Consider the following 25,092-nt stretch of genomic DNA (forward strand, 5'->3'; position numbering starts at 1 on the left):
CCTTGCATCACACCTCGCAGGAAGAGGAGCAGCACGCATGGCTGAGACCACTGAGTACGACTACGTCATCGTCGGTGGCGGCACCGCCGGTTCGGTGATCGCATCCCGGCTCACCGAGGACCCCGGCGTCACCGTCGCCGTCATCGAGGGCGGACCCAGCGACATCGACCGCGAGGACGTCCTCACGCTGCGCCGCTGGCTCGGCCTCCTGGGCGGCGACCTCGACTACGGCTACACGACCACCGAGCAGCCGCGCGGCAACTCGCACATCCTGCACAGCCGCGCCAAGGTCCTCGGCGGCTGCTCGTCGCACAACACCCTGATCTCGTTCAAGCCGCTGCCGTCCGACTGGGACGAGTGGGAAGAGGCGGGCGCCACCGGCTGGGGCGCCAAGGCGATGGACCCCTTCTTCGGCAAGCTGCGCAACAACATCGTGCGCGTCGCCAAGAAGGACCAGAACCAGATCGCCACCGACTGGGTCGAGGCGACGAAGAGCGCGCTCGGTGTCCCCGAGGTCGTCGGCTTCAACGACAAGCCCTTCGACGAGGGCGTCGGCTTCTTCGACCTCTCGTACCACCCGGAGAACAACAAGCGTTCCTCCGCGTCCGTCGCCTACCTCCACCCCCACATGGAGGCCGGTGACCGTCCGGGCCTCCACCTGTTCCTGGAGACCTGGGCCACCAAGCTGGAGCTCGACGGAAAGACCGCGCGCGGCGTCCACATCCGTACGAAGGAGGGCGCGGAGCAACTGCTCACCGCCCGCCGCGAGGTGCTGGTCTGCGCGGGAGCCGTCGACACCCCGCGCCTGCTCATGCACTCCGGCATCGGCCCCGCCAAGGACCTCGAAGCGCTCGGCATCCCCGTGGCGCACGACCTGCCGGGCGTCGGCGAGAACCTCCTGGACCACCCGGAGTCGGTCATCGTCTGGGAGACGAACGGGCCGATCCCCGGCAACTCCGCGATGGACTCCGACGCGGGCCTCTTCGTCAAGCGGGACCCGGACCACAAGGGCCCTGACCTGATGTTCCACTTCTACCAGATCCCGTTCACGGACAACCCGGAGCGCCTGGGCTACGAACGCCCGGAGCACGGCGTCTCGATGACGCCGAACATCCCCAAGTCCCGTGCGCGTGGACGCCTCTACCTGACGTCGGCCGATCCGGAGGTCAAGCCCGCCCTCGACTTCAAGTACTTCGAGGACGAGGCGGACTACGACGGGCAGACCCTCGTCGACGGAATCAAGCTGGCCCGCAAGGTCGCACAGGCCGAGCCCTTCGCCAAGTGGCTCAAGCGCGAGGTCTTCCCCGGCCCGGACGTCACCGACGACGCCGAGATCAGCGAGCTCGTGCGCAAGGCCGCGCACACGGTGTACCACCCGGCAGGGACCTGCCGTATGGGTGCTTCCACTGATGAACTCGCTGTGGTCGACCCGGAGTTGAAGATCCGGGGACTTGAAGGAATCCGTATCGCGGACGCATCCGTCTTCCCGACGATGCCGGCCGTGAACCCGATGATCGGAGTGCTCATGGTCGGGGAAAAGTGCGCGGAACTGCTGACCGGGAGTGATGTCCGATGACCACCACCACTGACAAGGCGCCCGCCACCGAGCCCACGGCGCCCGTGTTCACCGTCCGGGACCTGTGGAAGGTCTTCGGCCCCAAGCCCCAGCGCATCCCGGGCAACGACGAGTACGCGGGTCTCTCCGCGGCCGAGCTGCGCGAGCGCACCGGCTGCACGGCGGCCGTGCGGGACGTCAGCTTCGACGTCCAGCGGGGCGAGGTCTTCGTCGTCATGGGCCTGTCGGGATCGGGCAAGTCCACCCTGGTGCGGACCCTGACCCGGCTCATCGAGCCGACCAGCGGGTCCATAGCCATGGACGGCCAGGACGTGCTCGCCATGGACAAGAACGAGCTGCGTGAACTGCGCCGCCACAAGGCCGCGATGGTCTTCCAGAACTTCGGCCTGCTTCCGCACCGCACGGTCCTCGACAACGTCGCCTACGGCCTGGAGATCCAGGGCGTCGGCAAGGCCGAGCGCCGCGCCAAGGCCATGGAGGTCGTCGCCAAGGTCGGCCTCGAAGGCATGGAGAACCGCCGCCCCACCCAGCTCTCCGGCGGCCAGCAGCAGCGCGTCGGCCTGGCCCGCGCCCTCGCCGTCGACCCCGAAGTCCTCCTCTTCGACGAACCGTTCAGCGCCCTCGACCCGCTGATCCGCCGCGACATGCAGGAAGAAGTCATCCGCCTGCACCGCGAAGAGGGCCGCACGATGGTCTTCATCACCCACGACCTGAGCGAGGCGCTGCGCCTGGGCGACCGCATCATGCTGATGCGGGACGGCGCCATCGTGCAGCTCGGCACGCCTGAGGAGATCGTCGCCAACCCGGCCGACGACTACGTCCGCGACTTCGTCCAGGACGTGGCGCGCGAGCAGGTCATCTCCGTACGCCGCGCCATGCGCCCCGCCGAGCCCGGCGAGGCCGAGACCGGTGCCGCGATCGGCCCGGACACGCTGGTCGTCGACGCGATCGAGGCCGTGGCGCGCAGCGGCGAGCACTGCCGTGTGGTGGACAACGGGCGCACCCTCGGCGTCGTCGACCACGAGCGGCTCCTCGCGGTGGTCGCGGGCCTCGACAGTGATCCCCAGGACAAGGAGGTGGCGGCTGTATGAGCGCCGCCCCGACTTCCGTACTGGAGAAGAAGGACGCCGTGTCCCCGCCGGGTCCTCCCTCCGAGGGCCCCGGGCCGCTGGCCGGTTTCCTGCGTAACCCCAAGGCCGTCCTGCTGCTCTGCGCAGTCCTTGTCGCCGTCGTCTCGGCGGCCGTCACCGCGAACGGTGTGTGGCCCTCCGACCTGACGGTCGACGTGCGCTCGCCGCTCGACGACCTCAACACCTGGATGGCCGAGAACCGGGACACCCACCCGCTCTTCCTGTACTTCCTGCTGCACATCAGCAACACCTCGCAGTCCGCGGTGGACGGTGTGTTCAGCGGCCTGGAGAGCCTCGGCTTCATCGGCGTGACCGTCGCCGCAGTCCTCATCTCCTGGTACGCGGGCGGCGCCGACCTGCGCCGACGCGCGCTGTCCCTCGCGGGCACCGCCTTCGGCACCTTCGCGGTGATCGGCGTGCTCGACGTGTGGGAAGAGGCGATGGAGACCCTCGCCCTGATGGTCGTCTGTGTGGCCGTCGCGGGTCTCGTCGGCGTACTCCTCGGCCTCGCGGCCGGACTCTCGGACCGTGCCGAACGCATCCTGCGGCCGGTCTTCGACACCATGCAGGTGCTCCCTGCCTTCTCGTATCTGCTGCCGTTCGTGATGATGTTCGACGTCGGCACCCCCGCCGTCTTCATGTCGACCGTCATCTACGCCGCCCCGCCGATGGCGCGGCTCACCTCGCTCGGCCTGCGGGGCGCCGACGCGGCGGCCCTCGAGGCGTCCCGGTCGCTCGGTGCCAGCGCCTGGCAGCGGCTGTGGACGGCTCGCCTTCCGCTGGCCCGCAAGCCGATGCTGCTCGGCCTCAACCAGACGATCATGATGTCGCTTTCGATGGTCGTGCTCGCCACGGTGGTCGGCGCCGGCGGTCTCGGCGACCCGATCTTCACCGCCATCTCCACCCTCGACGTGGGCCTCGCGGCCCCGGCCGGCATCGCGATCGTGCTGATCGCCGTCTGGCTCGACCGTACGACCGGAGCGTTCGGCGAGCGCGTCGACGACTCGGCTCCGCCGCGCAGCGCCGTCGCGACGCGCGTCCTGTGGGCCGTCATCGTCGCCCTGGTCGCGGCCGCCACCGCGCTCGGCCAGGCACTCGGCCGTACCGAGTGGCCGGAGAACTGGGTCGTCTCCATCTCCCAGCCGATCAACGAGGCCGTCGGCTGGATCGAGCGTGAACTCGGCTCCGGTGTCCCGGTGATCGGCGGCACCCTCACCTGGGCCAACGGATTCATCCGCTTTGGCATCAACCCGCTCTTCGACGCCCTGCTCGCGACCCCCTGGTGGGCGCTGCTCCTGGTGGTCGGCGTCCTCGCCTACCTCGCGGGCCGCTGGCGCGCGGCGGTCACCGCCGTGCTCGCGCTCGGCGCCATCGGCGCGATGGGGCTGTGGAACAAGTCGATGGACACGCTCTCGCAGGTCATCGCCGCTCTCGTGGTCACGCTGATCCTGGGCTTCGCCATCGGTGTGCTCGCCGCCCGGGTCGCCTGGGTGGAGCGGGCGATCAGGCCGGTGCTCGACACCATGCAGACCCTGCCTGCGTTCATCTATCTGATCCCGATGATCGCGCTGTTCGGCTCCAACCCGTCGGCCGCCGCGGTGGCCTCCGTCATCTACGCGCTGCCCGCCGTCGTCCGCATCACGGCCCAGGGCATCCGCCAGATCGACCCCTCGGCCCTGGAAGCGGCCCGCTCGCTCGGCGCCTCCACCGGCCAGCAGCTCTGGCAGGTACAGCTGCCGCTGGCCAGGCCCGCGCTGCTCGTCGCCCTCAACCAGGGCGTCGTCCTTGTCCTCTCCATGGTCGTCATCGGCGGCATGATCGGCGGCGGCGCGCTCGGCGTGGACGTGGTCAGGGGCCTCACCAAGGGCGACCTGGGCCTCGGCATGACGTCCGGCATCGCGATCGTCTGCCTGGGGCTGCTGCTCGACCGCATCTCCCAGCCAGGCGCCGAAATCAAGGAACGCGCACTTCGCTGACGTACGCGCCCCGTATGTTCTTCAACTCTCGCATTCCTGCTACGTAAGGGAACCATCTCGTGAACCGTAATCAGCGGATACGCACTTCGGTCCTGGCCGGTCTCGGCGCCCTGTCCATGGTCGCGCTCAGCGCCTGCTCCGCCGCCGACACCAAGTCGTCCGGCAGCGCCGACGAGGTCACCATCACGGTGCCTTCCTGGGTCGGCGCGCGCGCCAACGCCGAGGTCGCCAAGAAGCTCCTCGAGGACGAGGTCGGCGTCAAGAAGGTCGAGCTGCAGCAGCTCGACGAGCCGATCGCCTGGGACGCGCTGAACAACGGCAAGGCCGACGCGATCCTGGAGGACTGGGACGGCCAGCCCAAGAAGCAGAAGCTCTACATCGACCAGAAGAAGACGGTCGTCAAGGGCGGCGACCTGGGCGTCACCGGCCACATCGGCTGGTACGTGCCGAAGTACTACGCGGACAAGCACCCCGAGATCCTCGACTACAAGAACCTCAACAAGTTCGCCAAGGACTTCAAGAGCAACCGCAGCGGCGACAAGGGCGAGTTCATCGGCGCGGCGCCCTCGTACACCACGTACGACGAGCACCTGATCAAGAACCACAAGCTGAACTTCAAGATCAAGGACACCGGCAACGAGGCGGCGCAGATCAAGGAGCTCCAGCGCAAGTACGCCGCCAAGGAGCCCTTCATCTCGTACTGGTGGGAGCCCCTGTGGGCCAACGCCGACATGGACCTGGTCGAGGTGAAGTTCCCGGAGTTCAAGGAGGGCTGCAACGAGCCCGAGGCCGCCACCAAGTGTGGTTACGCCGACACTCCGCTGCAGAAGTACTTCAACGCGGACTTCGCCAAGGACGGCGGCAAGGCGGCGGAGTTCCTGAAGAACTTCAAGTGGACGACCGAGGAGCAGAACGAGGTCGCCATGTCGATCGCCAAGGACAAGATGTCCGGCGAGGCCGCGGCCGAGAAGTGGATCAAGGGCAACAAGGCGACGTGGGAGAAGTGGATCCCGAAGAAGTGACGTCGCGGCCCGCTGCCTCGCGGCGGGTGCTGAAGCCGCACGGCTGACACCACGGTGCCGGGCGCCTCTTTCCGGGGCGCCCGGCACCGTCACGTCTGCCGCAGGCCTCCCGCGATCTCCCGCAACGCCTCCGTCGCCCGCAGCAGCAGGCCGGGCCCGAAGGTGACGCGGGTGGCGCCGAGTGCGCCCAGTTCCCGCAAGGACGGCGGGCCGTCCGGCTTCGCGCCCGCGTTGAGGGGACCGTCGACGGCCGACCGCAGCCGTGGCAGTACCTCCGGCGGCGCGAGGATCGGGTAGACGCAGTCCGCGCCCGCCTCGACGTACAGCCGTGCCCGTTCGATCGCCTGCTCCGGATCGCCGTTGCCGTGGACGAACGTGTCCACCCGCGCGTTCACGAACAATTCGCCGCCCGCGGCGGCACGCACCTGCGCCAGCCAGTCCGCGTGCTCGTGCGGGTCCTTGAGCACCCCGCCCGTCGAGTCCTCCAGGTTGCAGCCCACCGCGCCCGTGGCCAGGAGCCGCTCCACCAGCTCCTTCGGTGGCAGGCCGTAGCCGTCCTCGATGTCCGCGGACACCGGCACGGAACCGGAGACCGACCGCACGATCCGGGCCACCGCCGCGAACATCTCGTCCGGCGGCACCGACCCGTCCGCGTACCCGAGCGCCGCCGAGACCCCCGCACTCGGCGTCGCGAGCGCGGGGAACCCCGCCTCCTCGAAGACCCGGGCGCTGACCGCGTCCCACGGTCCCGGCAGGACCAGCGGGTCACCGGGCGCACGCCCCTGGTGCAGCTCCCGGAAGACGTCCACGAGGCTCATGGCGTGTAGCCCCCCGGCTCGACGCGGCGGCTGACCATCACCCGGTTCCAGCTGTTGATGACGGTGATCAGAGCGATCAGGTGGGCCAGCTCGGCCTCGTCGAAGTGCTTGGCCGCGTTCTCGTACGGCTCGTCCGGCACGAAGCCGTCCGTCAGGACCGTGACCGCCTCGGTCAGGGCGAGCGCGGCCCGCTCGCGTTCGCTGTAGAGGCCGCCGGCCTCCGACCAGGCGTTGAGGAGGGCGATCCGCTTCACGCTCTCGCCGTTCTTCACGGCGATGTCCACATGCATGTCCAGGCAGAACGCGCACGCGTTGATCTGCGATGCCCGGATCATCACCAGCTCGGCGAGGACAGGGTCACCGAGCCCCTTCTTGGCGGCCGCGCTCAGCGCGGCCATCGCGCCGCCGACTCCCTTGTCCAGGTGCGTCGTACGCACGCTCACTTGAAGTCCCCCGGCTTGTAGTGGCCCGGCACCTGACGCGTCGAGACGCCGAAGCGGTTCCACGCGTTGATCACCGTGATCGCGGCGATCAGCTGCGTGAGCTCCTGCTCCTCGAAGAGGGCCGCGGCCTTGTCGTACACCTCGTCCGGCACGAATCCGTCCGTCAGGACGGTGATCGCCTCGGCCAGCTCAAGGGCGGCGACCTCCTTCGCCGTGTAGAAGTGCTGCGACTCCTCCCACGCGCTGAGCTGGATGATCCGCTCCACGCTCTCGCCCGCCGCGAGTGCGTCCTTGCTGTGCATGTCGATGCAGAGCGCGCAGTGGTTGAGCTGCGAGGCACGGATCTTGACGAGCTCCAGGATCACCGGGTCGACGCCCTTACGGGCAGCCGCGTCGAGCCGGATCATCGCCTTGAAGACCTCGGGGGCATGCTGGTGCCAGTCGAGGCGGGGCGTGTGCTCGTGGACGTATTGCTTCTGTTCGGGGGCTTCGGGGGCTTCGGGGGCTGCCGGGGAGTTGTCACTTGTCGTCATGACATCGACCGTACGGGCGCAGTAGCCCACAGGTATGGTCCATTTCCATGGAAGAATCCTGGGCCACTTTGGGCGTCGACCTTCACCTGGAGACCGGGACGGAGGCGACGCACTCCGGCGTGCGCAAGGGACTTACCGACGCCCTGCGCGAGGCGGTGCGCGGCGGCAGGCTCGCCCCCGGCACCCGCCTCCCCTCGTCCCGCTCCCTCGCCGTCGACCTCGGCATCGCCCGCAACACCGTCGCCGACGCGTACGCGGAGCTCGTCGCCGAGGGCTGGCTCACCGCACGCCAGGGCTCGGGCACCCGCGTCGCGGAACGCGCCGTGCCGCGCCCCGCCGAACCCGCACCGCGCCGCAGGGCCGCGGGCGGCCCGACGTACAACCTGATGCCGGGCACCCCCGACCTCTCCGCGTTCCCGCGCGCCGCCTGGCTCAAGGCCGCGCGCCGGGCCATGGCAGCCGCCCCGAACGACGCGCTCGGCTACGGCGATCCGCGCGGTCGCGTCGAGCTGCGCACCGCCCTCGCCGACTACCTCTCCCGGGCCCGCGGCGTGCACACCGACCCGGATCGCATCGTCGTCTGCTCCGGGTTCGCGCAGGGCCTGAGCCTGCTGGGCGGGGTGCTGCGGGCCCGCGGCCTGCGGGAGGTGACGGTCGAGTCGTACGGCCTGGACGTGCACTGGGACCTGCTCAAACGGGCCGGGCTGCGGACCAGGCCGCTGCCCTTCGACGAACTGGGCACTTCCACAGCCGAGTTGGGGGCGGGCGCCCGTGCGGCCAAGGCGGCGCTCCTCACGCCCGCGCATCAGTTCCCGATGGGCGTCCCGCTGCACCCCGACCGGCGTGCCGCCGCCGTCGACTGGGCGCGGCGCGAGGACGGACTGATCCTGGAGGACGACTACGACGGCGAGTTCCGCTACGACCGGCAGCCGGTGGGCGCCCTCCAGGGCCTCGACCCCGACCGCGTGGTCTACCTCGGCACGGCCAGCAAGTCCCTCGCCCCCGGCCTGCGGCTCGGCTGGATGGTGCTCCCGGCGCCGATCGCGGCCGAGGTCATCGAGGCGAAGGGGGGCGCGGAATGGGCCTGCGGGGCGCTCGACCAGTTGACGCTCGCGGAGTTCATCACGTCGGGTGCGTACGACCGCCATGTGCGGGGCGCGCGCCTGCGCTATCGCCGCCGGCGGGACCAACTGGTCGCCGCGCTCGCCGCACGGGCACCGGATGTGCGGGCCACCGGGATCGCGGCGGGGCTGCACGCCGTGCTCGAACTCCCGCCGGGTACGGAACGGACGGTGGTCCAGGCGGCGAGCTGGCAACGCCTGGCGGTGCAGGGCCTGTCCAGCTTCCGCCACCCCTCGGCCCGGCCTCCGGAGCGGGACGCGCTGGTGGTGGGGTACGGAACACCGGCGGATCACGGGTGGGCGGGGGCGCTGGAGGCGCTGTGCAGGGTGCTGCCGTAGGGGAACGCCTCGCGGACCGAGGGCGCAAATCGTTCCAAGAGACGCGAAGCGACGGGAGAGGGGAGGGATTCGACTGAGCCGGTTGGCACGGCGCGGGGGCCCTTACCTACGCTGATCGCCGAGCACGTAACGACGTACGTGCGACAACGGGGGAGCGGAAGAACAGATGGAAGAACAGAAGGCCCCGCGGCGAAAGCTGCGGTCCAGCACGGTCGTACTCGGCGGGATGGGTGTGCTCGCGGCGGCGCTGACCTCGTGCGGTTCGGAACCGGACAAGCGGTGCGTGGACCGCGACAGTTACCACTACCTCAACGGCTACAAGATCGTCGCCGACAAGAACTGCAAGAGCGGTTCCTCGACCTCGGGCTCCTCGAACTCCTCGTACGGCAAGGGGCGCAAGGCCAACGGCACGTCCAGCGGAACAGGGACAGGCACTGGCACAGGCACAGGCACCGGCAAGTCCGGCCGTATGGACGCCGACTGGTACTACGACGCGGACGTCGACGGCCGCTACGCCGACTACGGCACCTTCAGCCGCAGCGAGGCCGTCGACCGCGACGGCTTCGGCTGCTCGGGCAGCGGCAGTGGCGGCGGCTGAGCCAGGACCATGGAACGCCGCACCATCACTCCCCGCCCCGGCTGGCAGCAGACGGTCGAGGACCAGGGGCTCATCTACCCCCTGACCCGCTACCCCGACGACTCGCTGCGCCCGTACTGGGACGAGTCCGCCTACTACACGTTCACGCTCCCCGAGGTCGAGGCCCTGGAGGAGGTCGTCGAGGAACTGCACGCGATGTGCCTCGCGGCGGCCGAGTACATCGTCACGCACGGCCGCCTCGCCGATCTCGGCATCACGGACCCCGACGTGGCCGAAGCGGTCACCGAGGCCTGGCACCGCCGCGCCGAACTTCCCTCCCTCTATGGCCGGTTCGACCTGCGTTACGACGGCGAAGGCGGCCCGGCCAAGATGCTGGAGTACAACGCCGACACCCCCACATCCCTGGTGGAGGCCGCGAGCCCCCAGTGGTTCTGGATGGAGGAGCGCTTCCCGGGCGCCGACCAGTGGAACTCTCTCCACGAGCGCCTCGTCGACGCCTGGAAGAAGCAGGCACCGCTGCTTCCGCCCGGCGGCCCGCTGTACTTCGCGCACTCCGCCGGCGACGAGCTCGGCGAGGACCTGATGACGGTCGCGTATCTGCGCGAGACCGCACAGCAGGCCGGACTCCACACCGAGGCGATCTCCATGGAGGACATCGGCTGGGACCGGCTCTCGCGGCGTTTCGTCGACAAGAAGCTCGGCTTCATCCGGAGCTGCTTCAAGCTCTACCCGTGGGAGTGGCTGACCACCGACCGCTTCGCCCCGCACGTCCTGGAGACACTGGACAACGGCGGCGGCACCGGCTCCATCCTGTGGATCGAGCCCGCCTGGAAGATGCTGCTCTCCAACAAGGCGCTGCTCGCCGTGGTCTGGGAGCTCTACCCCGGCCATCCCAACCTCCTCCCCGCCTACCTGGACGGCCCCCGCGAGCTGGCCTCCGGACGGGGCTACGTCGCCAAGCCCCTCCTCGGCCGCGAAGGCGCCGGAGTCACGATCCATCCGCCGGGCGCCCGACCCGTCGTTCGCGAAGAGGCTTGCTGCTACCAGGAGTTGGCGCCCCTGCCCGACTTCGACGGCAATCGCGTGGTGCTCGGCGCGTGGGTGGTCGAGGACGAGGCGGCGGGTCTCGGCATCCGGGAGTCGTCGGATCTGATCACGGACGAGTACGCGAGATTCCTGCCGCACGTGATCCTCTGAGAGCGCTGTGGGGCGGGCGGTGAAGCTGTGCCCCAAGTCTCGCGAGTACGCTGCCGGTTGATCGATGACGGACTCGGAGGCGAGGGCACATGGCCGACAGCAGGATCAACACCACGCAGCCTCATACGGCCCGTATCTGGAACTACTGGCTCGGCGGCAAGGACAACTACCCCGTCGACCAGGCCGCCGGTGACCAGATCCGCACGCTGCACCCCGGCATCGGTGCGTACGCGCTGGCCGACCGGCAGTTCCTCGGGCGCGCCGTGAGCCACCTCGTGACCGAGTGCGGCATCCGGCAGTTCCTCGACATCGGCACCGGACTGCCGACCGCCGACAACACCCACGAGGTCGCCCAGCGGATCGCCCCCGAGTCCCGCGTCGTCTACGTCGACAACGACCCGCTGGTCCTCACCCACGCGCGCGCCCTCCTCACCAGCACCCCCGAGGGCAGGACCGACTACCTCGACGAGGACCTGCGCAACGTCGACAGAATCCTCGAACACGCCGCCAAAACCCTGGACTTCGACCAGCCGGTCGCGCTGATGCTGCTCGGAGTCGTCATCTTCATCGACGACGACTCGGAGGCGTACGGCATCGTGCGCCGCCTGCTCGACGCACTGCCGGCCGGCAGCCATCTCGTCCTCTCGCACACGATCACCAGCCCGAAGATGCCCGATGTCGACGAGGCGGTGGCGTTCTGGAACGAGAACGGCACCCCCAGGCTGACGCAGCGCACGCCCGAGCAAGTCGTACGTTTCTTCGAGGGCCTTGAGCTCCTCGAACCCGGCGTGGTGTCGTGCAACCGCTGGCGCACGGAGGTGGCACCGGGGGTCGAGGACGTGGCCATGTTCGGCGGAGTCGGCACCAAGCGCTGACGGTGCGGTGACGCCGCGTCCGCACTTGCGGCCACGGCGTCCACCGACTACGCCAGCACGGCCCGCAGTTGGTCGAGCCCCCAGTCCAGGTCCTCCTTGCTGATCACCAGCGGTGGAGCGATCCGGATCGTCGAGCCGTGAGTGTCCTTGACCAGCACGCCCCGGTCCATCAGCTTCTCGGAGATCTCGCGCCCCGTGCCGTGCGACGGCTCGATGTCGACGCCCGCCCACAGCCCACGGCCCCGCACCTGCGTCACCGCGCCCGTGCCGGCCAGCAGCCCGAGCTCGGCGTGCAGATGCTCGCCCAGCTCGGTGGCCCGCTGCTGGTACTCGCCCGAGCTCAGCATCGCGACGACCTCAAGCCCCACCGCGCACGCCAGCGGATTGCCGCCGAACGTCGACCCGTGCTCACCCGGCTCGAACACCCCAAGGACGTCCGCGTCCGCCACCACAGCGGACACCGGCACGACGCCCCCGCCGAGCGCCTTGCCCAGGATGTACACGTCCGGCACCACGCCCTCGTGCTCGCACGCGAACGTCCTGCCCGTCCTGCCGAGCCCCGACTGGATCTCGTCCGCCATGAAGAGGACGTTGCGCTCCCGCGTCAACTCCCGCACGCCCTCCAGGTACCCGGCCGGCGGCACCAGGACCCCGGCCTCTCCCTGGATCGGCTCCAGGAGCACGGCCACGGTGTTCTCCGTGACCGCGGCCCGCAGCGCCGTCAGATCGCCGTACGGAACGATCTCGAAACCCGGTGTGTACGGACCGAAGTCCGCCCGCGCCTCCTGGTCCGTCGAGAAGCTGACGATGGTCGTGGTGCGCCCGTGGAAGTTGTTGCGCGCCACGACGATCTTCGCCCGCCCGTCGGGCACGCCCTTGACCTGGTACCCCCACTTCCTGGCGGTCTTCACGGCCGTCTCCACCGCCTCCGCGCCGGTGTTCATCGGCAGCACCATCTCCTTGCCGCACAGCTCCGCGAGCCGCGTACAGAAGTCGGCGAACCGGTCGTGGTGGAAGGCCCGCGAGGTGAGCGTCACCCGCTCCAGCTGCGCCTTGGCCGCGTCGATCAGGCGGCGGTTGCCGTGCCCGAAGTTCAGCGCCGAGTATCCGGCCAGCATGTCGAGGTAGCGGCGCCCCTCGACGTCCGTCATCCAGGCGCCCTCCGCCGATGCGACCACGATGGGCAGCGGGTGATAGTTGTGCGCGCTGTGCGCTTCGGCCGAGGTGATGAACTTTTCGGTAATCGACACGGGGTCTCCGTTCGTCCTGCGGCATGGGGCGGGTGTGGCGCCCCATTCCTATCGTCGCTCGGATCGTGGGCGAAGAAACCTGCCGACGCGGCGTGCCCGCTAGGCTGCCTCGTACAGCACGGCGACTGGCGCACGGGGAACGGACCCCGAGGAAGCCGTGCGAGGCAGAACCTTCGAGGTGCCGACCGCCTGGGCACCCCGGGACCACGACCGGACACTCACCGCTCGCCCCGGAGGACGCCATGACGCAACTCCCGAACACCCCGAACAACCCGAACACCCCGAACAACCCGAACACAGCGGACAGCCCGAAGAACCAGGGCTCCCCGAACGCCCTCAGCCATCCCGCGCTCGCCGCGCAGGACCCCGAGCTTGCCGCGCTCGTGGGCGCCGAGGAGCAGCTCCAGGCCGACACCCTGCGCCTGATCCCCAGCGAGAACTACGTCTCCGCCGCCGTCCTCGAAGCCTCCGGCACGGTGCTGCAGAACAAGTACAGCGAGGGCTACCCGGGCCGCCGCTACTACGAGGGCCAGCAGAACATCGACCCCGTCGAGCGCCTCGCCGTCGCCCGCGCCAAGTCCGTCTTCGGCGTCGAGCACGCGAACGTCCAGCCCTACTCCGGCTCCCCGGCCAACCTCGCCGTCTACCTCGCCTTCGCCGAGCCCGGCGACACCGTGATGGGCATGGCACTGCCGATGGGCGGCCACCTCACCCACGGCTGGGGCGTCTCCGCCACGGGCAAGTGGTTCCGCGGCGTCCAGTACGGCGTACGCCAGGACACGGGTCTCGTCGACTTCGACGAGGTACGCGACCTCGCGCTCAAGGAACGCCCGAAGCTGATCTTCTGCGGTGGCACCGCCCTTCCCCGCACCATCGACTTCGCCGCCTTCGCCGAGATCGCCCACGAGGCGGGGGCCGTCCTCGTCGCCGACATCGCGCACATCGCGGGGCTGATCGCGGGCGGCGCCCACCCCTCACCGGTGCCGCACGCCGACGTGATCTCCACGACCACCCACAAGACCCTGCGCGGCCCGCGCGGCGCCATGCTGATGTCCCGTGACGAGCACGCGAAGGCCATCGACAAGGCGGTCTTCCCCGGCCTCCAGGGCGGCCCGCACAACCAGACCACCGCGGCCATCGCCGTCGCCCTGCACGAGGCGTCGCAACCCTCCTTCCGGGACTACGCCCACGCGGTCGTCGCCAACGCCCAGGCCCTCGCCGAAGCGTTGCTCGCCCGCGGCTTCGACCTGGTCTCCGGCGGCACGGACAACCACCTGATCCTGATGGACCTCACTCCCAAGGACGTCCCGGGCAAGGTCGCCGCCAAGGCCCTCGACCGGGCCGGGGTGGTCGTCAACCACAACACCGTGCCGTACGACCCGAGGAAGCCGTTCGACCCCTCCGGCGTCCGCATCGGAACCCCCTCCCTCACCTCCCGCGGTCTCGGGACGCAGCACATGCCGACCGTGGCCGACTGGATCGACCGGGGCGTCACCGCGGCCCGCGCCGGTGACGAGGACGCCCTGACGAAGATCCGGTCCGAGGTCGCCGACCTGATGGCCGCCCACCCGGCCCCGGGCCTGCCGACCCACTGACCCGCCGAACCGGGCAGCCGCCCCCGGCCGGGCTCACCGGCCGGGGGTGGCCGCAGCTCCACCTCCGCGAGCGCCGCCGGACCGCCGAACGCGCTGTGTTCCTCGTCTCACCGGCGACGATCGACAGCAGACGGGAGCGGTTCCGCGTCCGGCAGGACGGATGACGGAACCAGGCGGCAAGGGACACGGCCGGGGGACAAGATCGCGGCACACCCGTCACACGTCTGTTTCCGAGCAAGGAGAGACACCTGAGAGAATGGCTCCATGGCCCTTGATCGTCCCCGCGTGCTCTCCGGAATCCAGCCCACCGCAGGCTCGTTCCACCTCGGCAACTACCTTGGCGCGGTCCGCCAGTGGGTGGCGCTGCAGGAGTCCCACGACGCCTTTTACATGGTCGTGGACCTGCACGCGATCACGATCCCGCAGGACCCGGCGGAGCTCCGTGCCAACACCCGGCTCGCCGCCGCCCAGCTCCTCGCGGCCGGGCTCGACCCGGAACGCTGCACGCTCTTCGTCCAGAGCCACGTCCCCGAGCACGCCCAGCTCGGCTGGGTCATGAACTGCCTCACGGGCTTCGGCGAGGCGTCGCGCATGACGCAGTTCAAGGACAAGGCGGCCAAGCAGGGCGCGGACCGCGCCTCCGTGGGCCTCTTCACGTACCCGGTGCTGCAGGTCGCGGACATCCTGCTCTACCAGGCTCATCAGGTCCCGGTCGGTGAGGACCAGCGCCAGCACATCGAGCTGACCCGCGACCTCGCGGAGCGTTTCAACGGCCGCTTCGGCGAGACGTTCACCGTCCCGGCGGCGTACATCCTCAAGGAGACGGCCAAGATCTACGACCTTCAGGACCCGTCGATCAAGATGAGCAAGTCGGCGTCCACCCCGAAGGGCCTGATCAACCTCCTCGACGAGCCCAAGGCCACCGCCAAGAAGGTCAAGAGCGCGGTCACCGACACCGACACGGTGGTGCGCTACGACACCGTCGAAAAGCCGGGTGTCAGCAACCTCCTCACCATCTACTCGACGCTCACCGGCACCGGTATTCCGGAACTGGAGCAGAAGTACGCCGGCAAGGGCTACGGTGCGCTGAAGACTGACCTCGCCGACGTCATGGTCGACTTCGTGACTCCCTTCCGGGACCGCACCCAGGCCTACCTGGACGACCCGGAGACGCTCGACTCGATCCTGGCCAAGGGTGCGGAGAAGGCGCGCGCCGTCGCCGCGGAGACCCTGGCCCAGGCGTACGACAGGGTGGGTCTCCTGCCCGCCAAGCACTGAGCCACACAACCCCCGGCACCACGCCGGACACAGCAGCGCCCTCTGCCCGCCACCCGACCGACAGGAGTACGACGTGGGGACCGTAACGATCGGTGTGTCGATCGCGGTCCCGGAGCCTCACGGCAGCCTGCTCCAGGAGCGGCGCGCGGGCTTCGGGGACCCCGCGGCCCACGGCATCCCCACCCACGTCACGCTGCTGCCGCCGACCCTGGTGGACGCCGCGGCGCTGCCCGCCGTCGAGGCACACCTGGGGGCTGTCGCCGCCGCCGGGCGCCCCTTCCCGATGCGGCTGTCCGGGACGGGCACGTTCCGTCCGCTGTCGCCCGTCGTCTTCGTCCAGGTGGTGGAGGGCGGGTCGGCCTGCGGCTGGCTCCAGGAGCGGGTGCGGGACGCGTCCGGACCCATGGCGCGCGAGCTGCAGTTCCCCTACCACCCGCACGTCACGGTGGCGCACGGCATCTCCGAAGAGGCCATGGACCGGGCGTACGCGGAGCTTTCGGAGTACGAGGCCGAGTGGCCCTGCACCGGCTTCGCGCTCTACGAACAGGGCGCGGACGGCGTCTGGCGCAAGCTGCGCGAGTTCGCCTTCGGCGGTGGCGGCCCCGTCGTGCCCCCGCAGGCAGCGGCCCCGGTCACGCACGGCACGCTGCCCGCTCGCTGACCGCCGCCCCCGAAGGGCCTCACACCGGAAGCCGCCGGAACACCGTCCTCGGCACGTGACGCAGCGCCGACATGACCACCCGCAGCGCGCCGGGCACCCACACCGTCTCCGAGCGCCGCCGCAGGCCCGTCTCGATGGCCTCCGCGACCGCCTCCGGAGTGGTGGCCATGGGGGCCTCCTCCAGGCCCGCCGTCATCTTGGAGCGTACGAAGCCGGGGCGGACCACCATCACGTGCACCCCCGTGCCGTGCAGCGCGTCGCCCAGGCCCTGGGCGAAGGCGTCGAGGCCCGCCTTGCTGGACCCGTAGATGAAGTTCGAGCGGCGGGCGCGCTCGCCCGCGACCGAGGAGAGCACCACCAGGGAGCCGTGCCCCTGGGTCTGCAGTGACCGCGCGCAGACCAGGCCGGCCGAGACCGCCCCGGTGTAGTTCGTCTGCGCGACCCGCACCGCCGACAGCGGCTCGTCCTCGTCGCGTGCCTGGTCACCGAGGATCCCGAAGGCCAGCAGGACCATGTCGATGTCGCCCTCGGCGAAGATCTTGCCGAGCGTGGCCTCATGGGACTCGGAGTCGAGCGCGTCGAAGGCGACGGTGCGGACGTCCGCACCCATGTCACGCAGGCTCGCGGCGGCCTTCTCCAGGCCCGGGGACGGCCGCCCGGCCAGCCACACGGTGCGGGTGCGCCGCGCGACCAGACGGCGGGCCGTGGCGAGGCCGATCTCGGAGGTGCCGCCGAGTACGAGCAGGGACTGGGGGGTGCCGAAGGCGTCCTTCATGAGACCAACTCCTGGAGCTGTTAGAGGGCGAGGCGGCGCGAGAGGTCCGAGCGGAACACCCCGCGCGGGTCGAGATCGGCCCGCAGCGCGCGGAAGTCGCCGAGCCGCGGATACATCGCGGCGAGCATCTCCGGCCGCAGGCGGGAGTCCTTGGCCAGGTAGACGCGGCCGTCGGCGGAAGCGACCTCCTCGTCGAGATCGTCGAGGAAGGCACCGAGGCCCGGCAGGCCGGCCGGGATGTCCAGGGCGAGGGTCCAGCCGGGCATCGGGAAGGAGAGCCAGCCCGGATCGCCTTCTCCGAAGCGCTTCAGTACGGCGAGGAAGGACGGGCAGCCGCGCTCCGAGATGCGCCGCACGATGCGCCGCAGGGCCTCTTCCTTGCCGTATCCGACGACGAACTGGTACTGCACGAAACCGCCGCGGCCGTACACGCGGTTCCAGTGCGGGACGCCGTCCAGGGGGTGGAAGAACGTGGACATCTTCTGGAGCTCGCCCACGCGGTTGCGGGGTGCTTTGCGGTACCACAGCTCATTGAAGAGCCCCACCGACCTGCGCCCGAGCAGTCCTTCGGGCAGGAAGCGCGGAGCCGAGGGCAGCTGCGCGGGGCGGAACGCGAGTGGGGCTCTACGCGCGCGCGGCGGGAGGGCGTCCAGCGGAGCGTGGTCGCCACGCGTGAGCACCGAGCGGCCCATCGACCCCCCGCGCGCGAGGAGGTCGATCCACGCCACGGAGTAGCGGTAGCGGTGGTCGGTGGCGGTGAGGCGGGCCATCAGGTCGTCCAGGTCGGTGGCGCGCTCCGTGTCCACCGTCATCAACGAGGTCTCGACCGGCTGCAGTTGCAGCGTCGCGGCGAGGATGACGCCCGTCAGGCCCATGCCGCCCGCCGTCGCGTCGAACAGCGGGGTGCCGCGCTCGACCGCCTGCACCGTGCCGTCGGCGGTGAGCAGTTCGACGGCCATCACATGGCGCGAGAAGGACCCGGATCCGTGGTGGTTCTTGCCGTGGATGTCCGCGCCGATCGCGCCGCCCACGGTCACATAGCGGGTCCCCGGAGTGACCGGCACGAACCAGCCGAGCGGGAGCAGGACTTCCATCAGGCGGTGCAGCGAGACCCCGGCGTCGCACAGGACGGTGCCCGCGTCGGCGTCGATGGCGTGCACGCGGTCCATGCCCGTCATGTCGAGGACCGCGCCCCCCGCGTTCTGCGCGGCGTCCCCATAGGCCCGCCCCAGGCCTCTGGCGATGCCTCCACGCTCTCCGCAGGCCTGGAGAGCGGCCACGGCCTCCTCGGGTGAACGGGGGCGGATCAGGCGGGCGGTGGACGGGGCGGTGCGCCCCCAGCCCGACACGGAAACGGCCTCGGGATTCATCGCGGATGCGGCGTCGGCAGGCATAGGAGTGACCGTATCGCCCCAGCAAGGGGTGTTTGCCCATATTTGTTGGAGCTCTCACCGAAATGGGTGATTGAGGGAGTGTCGTCGTATATTGCCGTAAATATTGAGAGGTCGCCTAGAAGAGTCGAAGTGGTCAGGTCCCTGAAGTCCCCGGAGAGGGAAGCCACATGCACGACATGGACCACCGGCTGCTGTCGGCCCTGCGCGACTGCGGCTGCGACGCGCGCGTGGCCGCCGCCGCACGAGCCCTGTCCCAGGCCGGCGAGCACGGCGCCCTCTGGATCGTCGCGGGGCTCGCGGGCGCCGCGGTCGACCGTGAGCGGCGCGGCGCATGGCTGCGCGGCACGGCACTGACCGCCACCGCACACCTGGCCAGCATGGGCGTCAAGCGCGTGGTGCGACGCCCGCGCCCGAGCGGCAACGCGGGCATAAAGCCCCTCGTCAGGACCGCGGGGCTGCACTCCTTCCCCAGTTCGCACGCCACTTCGGCCGCCGCGGCCACCGTCGCCTTCGGCGCGCTGAGCCCCCTCGGGGCCCGCGTCGTCCCGCCGCTCGCCGCCGCGATGTGTGTCTCGCGGATGGTCGTCGGCGTCCACTACCCGAGTGACGTGGCGGCCGGCGCGGCTCTCGGCGCCCTCACCGCGCGCGTGGGCTCCGCCTGGATGAACGGGAGCCGCGAGAATGACTGACCGCACCGCCCTGCTCGAACGCCCCCAGCCGCCCCGGCCGCCCAGGCCGTCCGGTACGGGCTCCCTCGCCCTGCCGCTCGGCCTCCTGAAGACCGCGCGCCCCCGCCAGTGGGTGAAGAACGTCCTGGTCGTCGCGGCCCCCGCCGCCGCGGGCGAGCTCTTCTCACGCCACTCGCTGATCCAACTCGCCCTGGTGTTCGCGCTGTTCACGGCCGCCGCGTCCGCCGTCTACCTCGTCAACGACGCGCGGGACGCCGAGGCCGACCGAGCCCACCCCACCAAGTGCCGCAGGCCGGTCGCCGCCGGTCAGGTGCCGGTGGCGGTCGCGTACGCGGTCGGCGGACTGCTCGCCGTCCTCGCGCCGCTGGCCGCCGCCGCGTTCTGCACGCCCCTGACCGCGGGCCTCCTCGCCGCCTACGTAGTGATGCAACTGGCCTACTGCGTCAGCCTCAAGCACGTCCTGGTCGTCGACCTCGCCGTCGTCACCACGGGCTTCCTGATGCGGGCGATGATCGGGGGAGTGGCCCTCGACATCCCGCTCTCGCGCTGGTTCCTGATCACCACGGGCTTCGGCGCGCTCTTCATGGTCGCCGCCAAGCGCTACTCCGAAGCCGTCCAGCTGTCCGGAAAAGCAGGCGCCACGCGCGCGTTGCTCACCGAATACACCACCGGCTACCTCCGTTTCGTGTGGCAGCTCGCCGCCGGGGTCGCCGTCCTCGCGTACTGCCTGTGGGCCATGGAGAGCGGCGGCACCTCGAACGGCCTGCTGCCCTGGCGGCAGCTGTCGATGGCCGCCTTCGTCCTCGCCGTCCTGCGGTACGCCGTCTTCGCCGACCGGGGCACGGCGGGCGAGCCCGAGGACGTCGTCCTGCGCGACCGGGCACTGGCCGTCATCGGCCTCGTGTGGATCGCGATGTACGCCCTCGCGGTCGCCGACTGGTGAGCGCCCCGCTGGAGCGGCTGCGGGCCATGGGCCCCGAACTGCTCGGCTTCGCCGCCGCCGGGATCTGCGCCTACGCCGTCGACCTCGGCCTCTTCGTCTGGCTGCGCGGACCGGTCGGCCTCGACCCGCTGACCGCCAAGGCGCTGTCCTTCGTGGCCGGCTGCACCGTCGCGTACGCGGGCAACGCGTTCGGCACCTACCGGCGGCGGCAGGGAGCCGGAGAGTCGCGAGCCTCGCGCCTGCGCCAGTACGGCATCTTCTTCGCCGTCAACATCGCGGGCGCCCTGGTGCAGCTGCTCTGCATCGCCGTGTCCCACTACGGCCTCGGCCTCACCTCGCAGCGCGCGGACACCATCTCCGGGGCGGGAGTGGGTATGGCACTCGCCACGGTTCTGCGTTTCTGGGGTACCCGGACCTTGGTCTTCCGCACAACGGGCAGGGAGGCGTCATGGACTGGCTGACAAAGCTCCCCGGCATCGGGCCCCTGGTGGAGCGTCTGACGCGCACGCACGCGTGGAGCGCGTACGAGCGGCTCGACGGCGTGCACTGGACGCGCCTCGCGGCGGCGATGACGTTCATCAGCTTCCTGGCGCTCTTCCCGCTGATCACCGTCGCCGCGGCGGCCGCCGCGGCGACGCTCTCCAAGAGCCAGCAGAACAAGCTCGAGGACACCATCTCGAAGCAGATCCCGGGCATCTCCGATCAGCTGGACCTGGACGCCCTGGTCACCAACGCGGGCACCGTCGGGCTCATCGCGGGCGCCCTGCTGCTCTTCACCGGCATCGGCTGGGTCGGCTCGATGAGGGAGTGCCTGCGGGTCGTCTGGGAGCTGGAGGACACCGACGAGAACCCCGTCATGCGCAAGATCAAGGACGCCGGGGTACTCGTCGGTCTCGGTGGCGCCGGGCTCGCGTCCCTCATCGCCTCGACCCTCGCGTCGACCGCCGTCGGCTGGAGCGCCGACCTCCTCGGGGTCTCCGAGGACGGCTGGGGCGGGCTGCTGCTCCAGGTCATCGCGTTCGCCATCGCCGTCCTCGCGGACTTCCTGCTGCTGCTCTACGTCCTGACACTGCTGCCGGGCGTGCAGCCGCCGCGCCGCCATCTGGTCACCGCCGGTCTGATCGGCGCGGCCGGATTCGAGCTGCTCAAGCTGCTGCTCGGCGGCTACATGAAGGGCGTCGCGTCGAAGAGCATGTACGGCGCCTTCGGAGTGCCCGTCGCACTGCTCCTGTGGATCAACTTCACCGCGAAACTCCTGCTGTTCTGCGCCGCCTGGTCGGCGACGCGAAAGAAGGAACGTACAGAGAAGGAACGTACAGAAGACGAACAAGAAGAGCAGCGGAAGCAGACCGAGCGGCAGGAAGAGCCCCGCGACCTCAGCGGCGGGTCTTCCGCCGCACCAGGTCCGGCAGCGGCATCCGGCGGTTGATCACGAACAGCCCGGCGGCGATGAGCGCGAGGACGCCGGCCGCGATCCCGAGCGCGACGCCGGCACCGCCGCCCGACTCCTTGTCGGAGGCGTGCGCCACGTTCTTGGACGAGCCCGAATCGGCCTTGCCCGCACCGGGGGCGCCCTTCCCGCTGCCCGTACCGGCACTCTTCGGAGCGACCAGTTCGCCCACGGGCTCCACCTTGCCCGAGGCCTTGAAGCCCCAGTCGAGGAGCCGCTCGGTCTCCTTGTAGACCGCGTGCTGCTCACCGGAGTCGGGGTTCATGACCGTCACGAGCAGCACCTTGCCGTTGCGCTCGGCGACCCCGGTGAAGGTGTTGCCCGCGTTCGTGGTGCTGCCGTTCTTGACGCCCGCGATGCCCTTGTAGGCATCCAGACCGACATCCCCCGTAAGGAGCCGGTTGGTGTTCTGGATCTCGAAGGACCCGCGCTTCTTCTTGCCCTTGTCCTTGCCCTTCGTGACCTTCTTGGTCTCCCCGGGGAACTTGGCGGTGGCCGTCGAGCAGTACTCGCGGAAGTCCTTCTTCTGCAGCCCGGAGCGGGCGAAGAGCGTGAGGTCGTACGCGGAGGAGACCTGCCCCTTCTCGTCGTAGCCGTCCGGACTGACCACGTGCGTGTCGAGGGCCTGGAGCCCCTCGGCGTGCGCCTGCATGTCCTTGACGGTCTGCGGGACGCCGCCGTTCATCGCCGACAGGACGTGCACCGCGTCATTGCCCGACCGCAGGAAGACACCGAGCCACAGGTCGTGGACCGTGTACGTCTCCTTCTCCTTGACGCCGACCATGCTGCTGCCCGCGCCGATGCCCGCCAGGTCCGAGAGCGCGACCTTGTGCTTCTGCGTCTTGGGGAACTTCGGCAGCACCGTGTCCGCGAAGAGCATCTTCAGGGTGCTCGCCGGGGGAAGCCGCCAGTGCGAGTTGTGCGAGGCGAGCACCTCGCCCGTCTCGGCGTCCGACACCATCCAGGAGCGCGCCGACAGGTCCTTGGGGAGGACGGGAGCGCCCGCCTTCAGGCTCACCTGGGTGCCCGGCTTGCCGAGCTTGGCGCCGCCGACCGTCGACATCGAAGCCGGAGGCTTGGGCTTCTTCTCGCCCCCCGGCTTGTCGTCCGCCCATGCGGGAGTCGTGGCCGACATCGTCAGCAATGCGGCGGAGGTGACCAACAAGGCGGTCTTTCTTACGGCAGGCACGGACGAGAACGTACAGGGCGCCGCTGTGGAAGTCTCCGCCGAGGTCGGCTGTGTCATCGGCGGCCCGGACTCCCCACCCCGGCGGCGGTGCGGAAGGGAGGCTCGCGATACTGAACGTATGAAGCTCAGCCGCCCGGTCTCCTGGTTCCTGCTCGCCTTCGGTGTGTGGAGCTGGTTCATCTGGATCACCTTTCACAAGCAACTAACCATCAAGACATCGGAACCCGGAGAAGGCACAGGTCACAGCGCATGACGCCATTCGTCACCCTCCCTACAGAAGAGCGTTTGGACACCGTGAGGGTTGCGGTCTACGCCCGACAGTCCAAAGCCCGTCCCGACTCGTCAGAGGCATCCCCCGAAGCGCAGCTTGCCGCCGGAACGGCCCTGGCGGACAGTCGCGGTTGGCAGGTCGTCCATCGGTTCAAGGACGTCGGCCGCTCCGGGTGGGACCCCAACGCTGTACGCCCGGGGTTCGAAGAACTCATGGTTGCTGTCCGTGCGGGAGAGGTTGACGCGGTTGTCGTCAACGAGTTGAGTCGGCTGACCCGCAAGGGCGCGCATGACGCGTTGGAGATCGACAACGAGTTCAAGAAGCACGGCGTGCGCTTCGTGTCCGTGCTTGAGCCGTTCCTTGACACGTCCAACGCGATCGGCGTTGCGATCTTCGCCCTGATCGCGGCGCTTGCCAAACAGGACAGCGACATCAAGGCCGAGCGGCTCAAGGGCGCGAAGGAAGAGATCAAGGCCGTTGGTGGGCGGCACTCAAGCTCTCCTCCCTACGGCATGCGTGCCGTCCGCGAGAGGATCGGCAACCTCGTCGTCTCCGTGCTTGAGCCCGACGATGACAACCCGGAACATGTCGCAATCGTTGAGCGCATGCTTGAGATGAGCTGGGACGGGATTGCGGACAACAAGATTGCTACCACGTTCGCGGACGAAGAGATTCCCGCGCCCGGCAACGCCGAACGCCGCGCCACTGAGAAGCGGCTTGAGTCAATCAAGAAGCGTCGCGTGTCGGGTGAAGACGGTCCCATCCAGTGGCGTGCTCAAACCGTACGGTGGATCATCAATCACCCGGCCATTGGTGGCTTCGCAAGCGAGCGAGTGAAGCGCGGGAAGGCGTACGAAAACGTCGTCGCTCGGGATGCAGCGGGCAAGCCCATGACGCCACACAGAGGAATCATCACGGGCGCGAAGTGGCTTGAGCTGCAAGAGCGTCGCAAGAAGGGCAACGCCAACCGGAAACCGGGGAACGAGGAAACCACTCCACGCCTGCTTTCCGGATGGCGTTTCTCGACATGCGGTATCTGTGTCGGTTCCATTGGGCAGACCAAAAACAACGGTGGGCAGGACTACTACATGTGCGCAAACCCTAAGGGGCATGGCGGACTGTCCATCAAGCGGGAAGAGGCGGACAGCTACGTTGCTGGCAAGGTCTGGGCACGGCTGATCGCTGCCGACATGGAAGACGAAACAGACCGTAGCTGGGTTGCTGCGGCTGCACTGCGATTTGCGGGGCAAAAGGACTTGGCCGGAGTGCAGGAAGAACGCCGCGAAGTAGCGGCGCATTTGGATCACGTACAGCGGTCCATCGCAGAATTGCAGGCGGACCGTAAGGGCGGGTTCTACCGAGGGCGGGACGAGTTGGCCACGTGGCGGGCCACCATGGAGCAATACCGGGCCTACGAAGACGAGTGCACAACCAAGATTGCCGAGCTTGACGGCAAGCTCCAAGCCACGATTCAGGTTCCCACTGAATGGTTCGAACCCGGGGAAGACCCGGTGGGGCCCGAATCGCCGTGGGGTTCATGGGACGTATTCGAGCGACGAGAGTTTCTTGACTACTTCCTGACAGGAGTTCAGATCGGGCGGGGGCGCGACCCGGAGACGAAGAAGCTCATCCCGATTGAGGATCGGATTACGGTCAACTGGCGTCAGCTCGAACCGGACGACGAAGACGCGGACAGCGAAGAGATGCTGGCAGCGCTGTAGAACGACCCACACACCGCCCCCGGTTCCCACGAGCCGGGGGCGTCTCTATGCCCGCGTACGGCGCCGTGAGGCGTGCGGAGCTACCGGCGGATGGCGGAGCACTCAGCGGGGCGGAGCCGGGCACTCAGGGGCAGCGTGGCGTAGCTGAAGGAATTACCTCAGGACGTCACCGCTGGGCGGGTGGTCGAGCCTTCACGGCGGGGCGAGTGTCGCGCCGGTCACTGGGCGACGCGTAAGGCAATCGCCCA

General features: G+C 69.6%; 24 protein-coding genes and 1 riboswitch. Of the genes, 17 read left to right on the forward strand and 7 right to left on the reverse strand.

Going from position 1 to position 25,092, the window contains the following annotated elements:
* The first annotated feature begins 37 nt into the window (after positions 1 to 37).
* From AB0I94_RS35455 to AB0I94_RS35470, 4 genes are read left to right on the forward strand one after another with little or no spacing between them, the layout of a single operon-like run.
* Complete coding sequence (locus tag AB0I94_RS35455) at positions 38 to 1,576, forward strand: GMC oxidoreductase (protein WP_363313866.1); 1,539 nt, start codon at positions 38 to 40, stop codon at positions 1,574 to 1,576.
* Positions 1,573 to 2,667, forward strand: a complete 1,095-nt coding sequence (locus AB0I94_RS35460) for a glycine betaine/L-proline ABC transporter ATP-binding protein (RefSeq protein ID WP_363313867.1) — start codon at positions 1,573 to 1,575, stop codon at positions 2,665 to 2,667. The genes AB0I94_RS35455 and AB0I94_RS35460 overlap by 4 nt, the downstream gene beginning before the upstream one ends.
* The gene (locus tag AB0I94_RS35465) at positions 2,664 to 4,682 is read left to right on the forward strand and encodes an ABC transporter permease subunit (protein ID WP_363313868.1); all 2,019 of its coding nucleotides are present in this window, start codon (positions 2,664 to 2,666) and stop codon (positions 4,680 to 4,682) included. The genes AB0I94_RS35460 and AB0I94_RS35465 overlap by 4 nt, the downstream gene beginning before the upstream one ends.
* Positions 4,683 to 4,741: 59 nt before the next feature.
* Positions 4,742 to 5,704 carry a glycine betaine ABC transporter substrate-binding protein gene (locus AB0I94_RS35470; RefSeq protein WP_363313869.1) on the forward strand — a complete coding sequence of 321 codons (963 nt, stop codon included), beginning with the start codon at positions 4,742 to 4,744 and terminating at the stop codon, positions 5,702 to 5,704.
* An 89-nt stretch (positions 5,705 to 5,793) separates the two neighbouring features.
* Here AB0I94_RS35470 and AB0I94_RS35475 read toward each other — a convergent pair whose 3' ends face one another.
* Genes AB0I94_RS35475 through AB0I94_RS35485 form a run of 3 tightly spaced genes read right to left on the reverse strand, consistent with a single transcriptional unit; the run spans position 5,794 to position 7,498 of the window.
* A complete protein-coding gene (locus tag AB0I94_RS35475; RefSeq protein ID WP_363313870.1) occupies positions 5,794 to 6,522 on the reverse strand; it encodes an isocitrate lyase/phosphoenolpyruvate mutase family protein in 729 nt (242 codons plus the stop codon).
* Positions 6,519 to 6,965: a carboxymuconolactone decarboxylase family protein gene (locus tag AB0I94_RS35480; RefSeq protein ID WP_363313871.1), complete on the reverse strand. Its 447-nt coding sequence runs from the start codon at positions 6,963 to 6,965 to the stop codon at positions 6,519 to 6,521. Before AB0I94_RS35480 ends, AB0I94_RS35475 begins: the two co-directional genes overlap by 4 nt.
* On the reverse strand, positions 6,962 to 7,498 hold the full coding sequence (locus AB0I94_RS35485) for a carboxymuconolactone decarboxylase family protein (protein WP_363313872.1): 537 nt from the start codon (positions 7,496 to 7,498) through the stop codon (positions 6,962 to 6,964). The genes AB0I94_RS35480 and AB0I94_RS35485 overlap by 4 nt, the downstream gene beginning before the upstream one ends.
* Before the next feature lie 47 nt (positions 7,499 to 7,545).
* Between AB0I94_RS35485 and AB0I94_RS35490 the strand changes: the two genes are divergently transcribed.
* The 4 genes from AB0I94_RS35490 (at position 7,546) to AB0I94_RS35505 (ending at position 11,628) form a co-directional block, all read left to right on the forward strand.
* Complete coding sequence (locus tag AB0I94_RS35490) at positions 7,546 to 8,958, forward strand: PLP-dependent aminotransferase family protein (RefSeq protein ID WP_363313873.1); 1,413 nt, start codon at positions 7,546 to 7,548, stop codon at positions 8,956 to 8,958.
* 166 nt (positions 8,959 to 9,124) lie between these two features.
* A complete protein-coding gene (locus tag AB0I94_RS35495; protein WP_363313874.1) occupies positions 9,125 to 9,556 on the forward strand; it encodes a hypothetical protein in 432 nt (143 codons plus the stop codon).
* A gap of 9 nt (positions 9,557 to 9,565) precedes the next feature.
* Entirely contained in the window at positions 9,566 to 10,753 is a 1,188-nt protein-coding gene (locus AB0I94_RS35500; protein ID WP_363313875.1) for a glutathionylspermidine synthase family protein, read from the forward strand.
* A gap of 89 nt (positions 10,754 to 10,842) precedes the next feature.
* Positions 10,843 to 11,628, forward strand: a complete 786-nt coding sequence (locus AB0I94_RS35505; protein ID WP_363313876.1) for an SAM-dependent methyltransferase — start codon at positions 10,843 to 10,845, stop codon at positions 11,626 to 11,628.
* Between the two features lie 47 nt (positions 11,629 to 11,675).
* On the opposite strand, the gene rocD is transcribed toward AB0I94_RS35505, so the two are convergent.
* A complete protein-coding gene (rocD, locus tag AB0I94_RS35510; protein WP_363313877.1) occupies positions 11,676 to 12,878 on the reverse strand; it encodes an ornithine--oxo-acid transaminase in 1,203 nt (400 codons plus the stop codon).
* A 111-nt stretch (positions 12,879 to 12,989) separates the two neighbouring features.
* A riboswitch (ZMP/ZTP riboswitch) is annotated at positions 12,990 to 13,080 on the forward strand.
* 40 nt (positions 13,081 to 13,120) lie between these two features.
* Here rocD and glyA point away from each other — a divergent pair.
* The 3 genes from glyA (at position 13,121) to AB0I94_RS35525 (ending at position 16,412) form a co-directional block, all read left to right on the forward strand.
* Entirely contained in the window at positions 13,121 to 14,473 is a 1,353-nt protein-coding gene (glyA, locus tag AB0I94_RS35515; protein WP_363313878.1) for a serine hydroxymethyltransferase, read from the forward strand.
* Positions 14,474 to 14,737: 264 nt separating this feature from the next.
* Positions 14,738 to 15,751 (forward strand): tryptophan--tRNA ligase, encoded by a 1,014-nt coding sequence (gene trpS, locus AB0I94_RS35520; protein ID WP_363313879.1) that lies wholly within the window; start codon positions 14,738 to 14,740, stop codon positions 15,749 to 15,751.
* 73 nt (positions 15,752 to 15,824) lie between these two features.
* On the forward strand, positions 15,825 to 16,412 hold the full coding sequence (locus AB0I94_RS35525; RefSeq protein ID WP_363313880.1) for a 2'-5' RNA ligase family protein: 588 nt from the start codon (positions 15,825 to 15,827) through the stop codon (positions 16,410 to 16,412).
* Positions 16,413 to 16,431: 19 nt separating this feature from the next.
* Here the strand turns inward: AB0I94_RS35525 and AB0I94_RS35530 are convergent, their stop codons facing one another.
* Entirely contained in the window at positions 16,432 to 17,187 is a 756-nt protein-coding gene (locus AB0I94_RS35530; RefSeq protein WP_363313881.1) for a decaprenylphospho-beta-D-erythro-pentofuranosid-2-ulose 2-reductase, read from the reverse strand.
* A 20-nt stretch (positions 17,188 to 17,207) separates the two neighbouring features.
* Entirely contained in the window at positions 17,208 to 18,581 is a 1,374-nt protein-coding gene (locus AB0I94_RS35535; RefSeq protein WP_363313882.1) for an FAD-binding oxidoreductase, read from the reverse strand.
* Between the two features lie 167 nt (positions 18,582 to 18,748).
* Between AB0I94_RS35535 and AB0I94_RS35540 the strand changes: the two genes are divergently transcribed.
* Genes AB0I94_RS35540 through AB0I94_RS35555 form a run of 4 tightly spaced genes read left to right on the forward strand, consistent with a single transcriptional unit; the run spans position 18,749 to position 21,642 of the window.
* Complete coding sequence (locus AB0I94_RS35540) at positions 18,749 to 19,270, forward strand: phosphatase PAP2 family protein (protein WP_363313883.1); 522 nt, start codon at positions 18,749 to 18,751, stop codon at positions 19,268 to 19,270.
* Positions 19,263 to 20,213, forward strand: coding sequence for a decaprenyl-phosphate phosphoribosyltransferase (locus tag AB0I94_RS35545; RefSeq protein ID WP_363313884.1), 951 nt, complete (start codon positions 19,263 to 19,265; stop codon positions 20,211 to 20,213). Before AB0I94_RS35540 ends, AB0I94_RS35545 begins: the two co-directional genes overlap by 8 nt.
* A 26-nt stretch (positions 20,214 to 20,239) precedes the next feature.
* On the forward strand, positions 20,240 to 20,674 hold the full coding sequence (locus AB0I94_RS35550; protein WP_363313927.1) for a GtrA family protein: 435 nt from the start codon (positions 20,240 to 20,242) through the stop codon (positions 20,672 to 20,674).
* Positions 20,662 to 21,642: a YihY/virulence factor BrkB family protein gene (locus AB0I94_RS35555; protein WP_363313885.1), complete on the forward strand. Its 981-nt coding sequence runs from the start codon at positions 20,662 to 20,664 to the stop codon at positions 21,640 to 21,642. Before AB0I94_RS35550 ends, AB0I94_RS35555 begins: the two co-directional genes overlap by 13 nt.
* Here the strand turns inward: AB0I94_RS35555 and AB0I94_RS35560 are convergent.
* Entirely contained in the window at positions 21,590 to 22,798 is a 1,209-nt protein-coding gene (locus tag AB0I94_RS35560; protein ID WP_363313886.1) for a D-alanyl-D-alanine carboxypeptidase, read from the reverse strand. The genes AB0I94_RS35555 and AB0I94_RS35560 overlap by 53 nt on opposite strands.
* Here AB0I94_RS35560 and AB0I94_RS35565 point away from each other — a divergent pair.
* The gene (locus AB0I94_RS35565) at positions 22,788 to 23,105 is read left to right on the forward strand and encodes a hypothetical protein (RefSeq protein WP_363313930.1); all 318 of its coding nucleotides are present in this window, start codon (positions 22,788 to 22,790) and stop codon (positions 23,103 to 23,105) included. The two genes, AB0I94_RS35560 and AB0I94_RS35565, sit on opposite strands and share 11 nt — an antisense overlap.
* Entirely contained in the window at positions 23,102 to 24,844 is a 1,743-nt protein-coding gene (locus AB0I94_RS35570) for a recombinase family protein (protein ID WP_363313888.1), read from the forward strand. The genes AB0I94_RS35565 and AB0I94_RS35570 overlap by 4 nt, the downstream gene beginning before the upstream one ends.
* The last annotated feature ends 248 nt before the right edge of the window (positions 24,845 to 25,092 follow it).

The sequence above is a fragment of the Streptomyces sp. NPDC050147 genome (genome assembly GCF_040660195.1).
Lineage (GTDB): Bacteria > Actinomycetota > Actinomycetes > Streptomycetales > Streptomycetaceae > Streptomyces.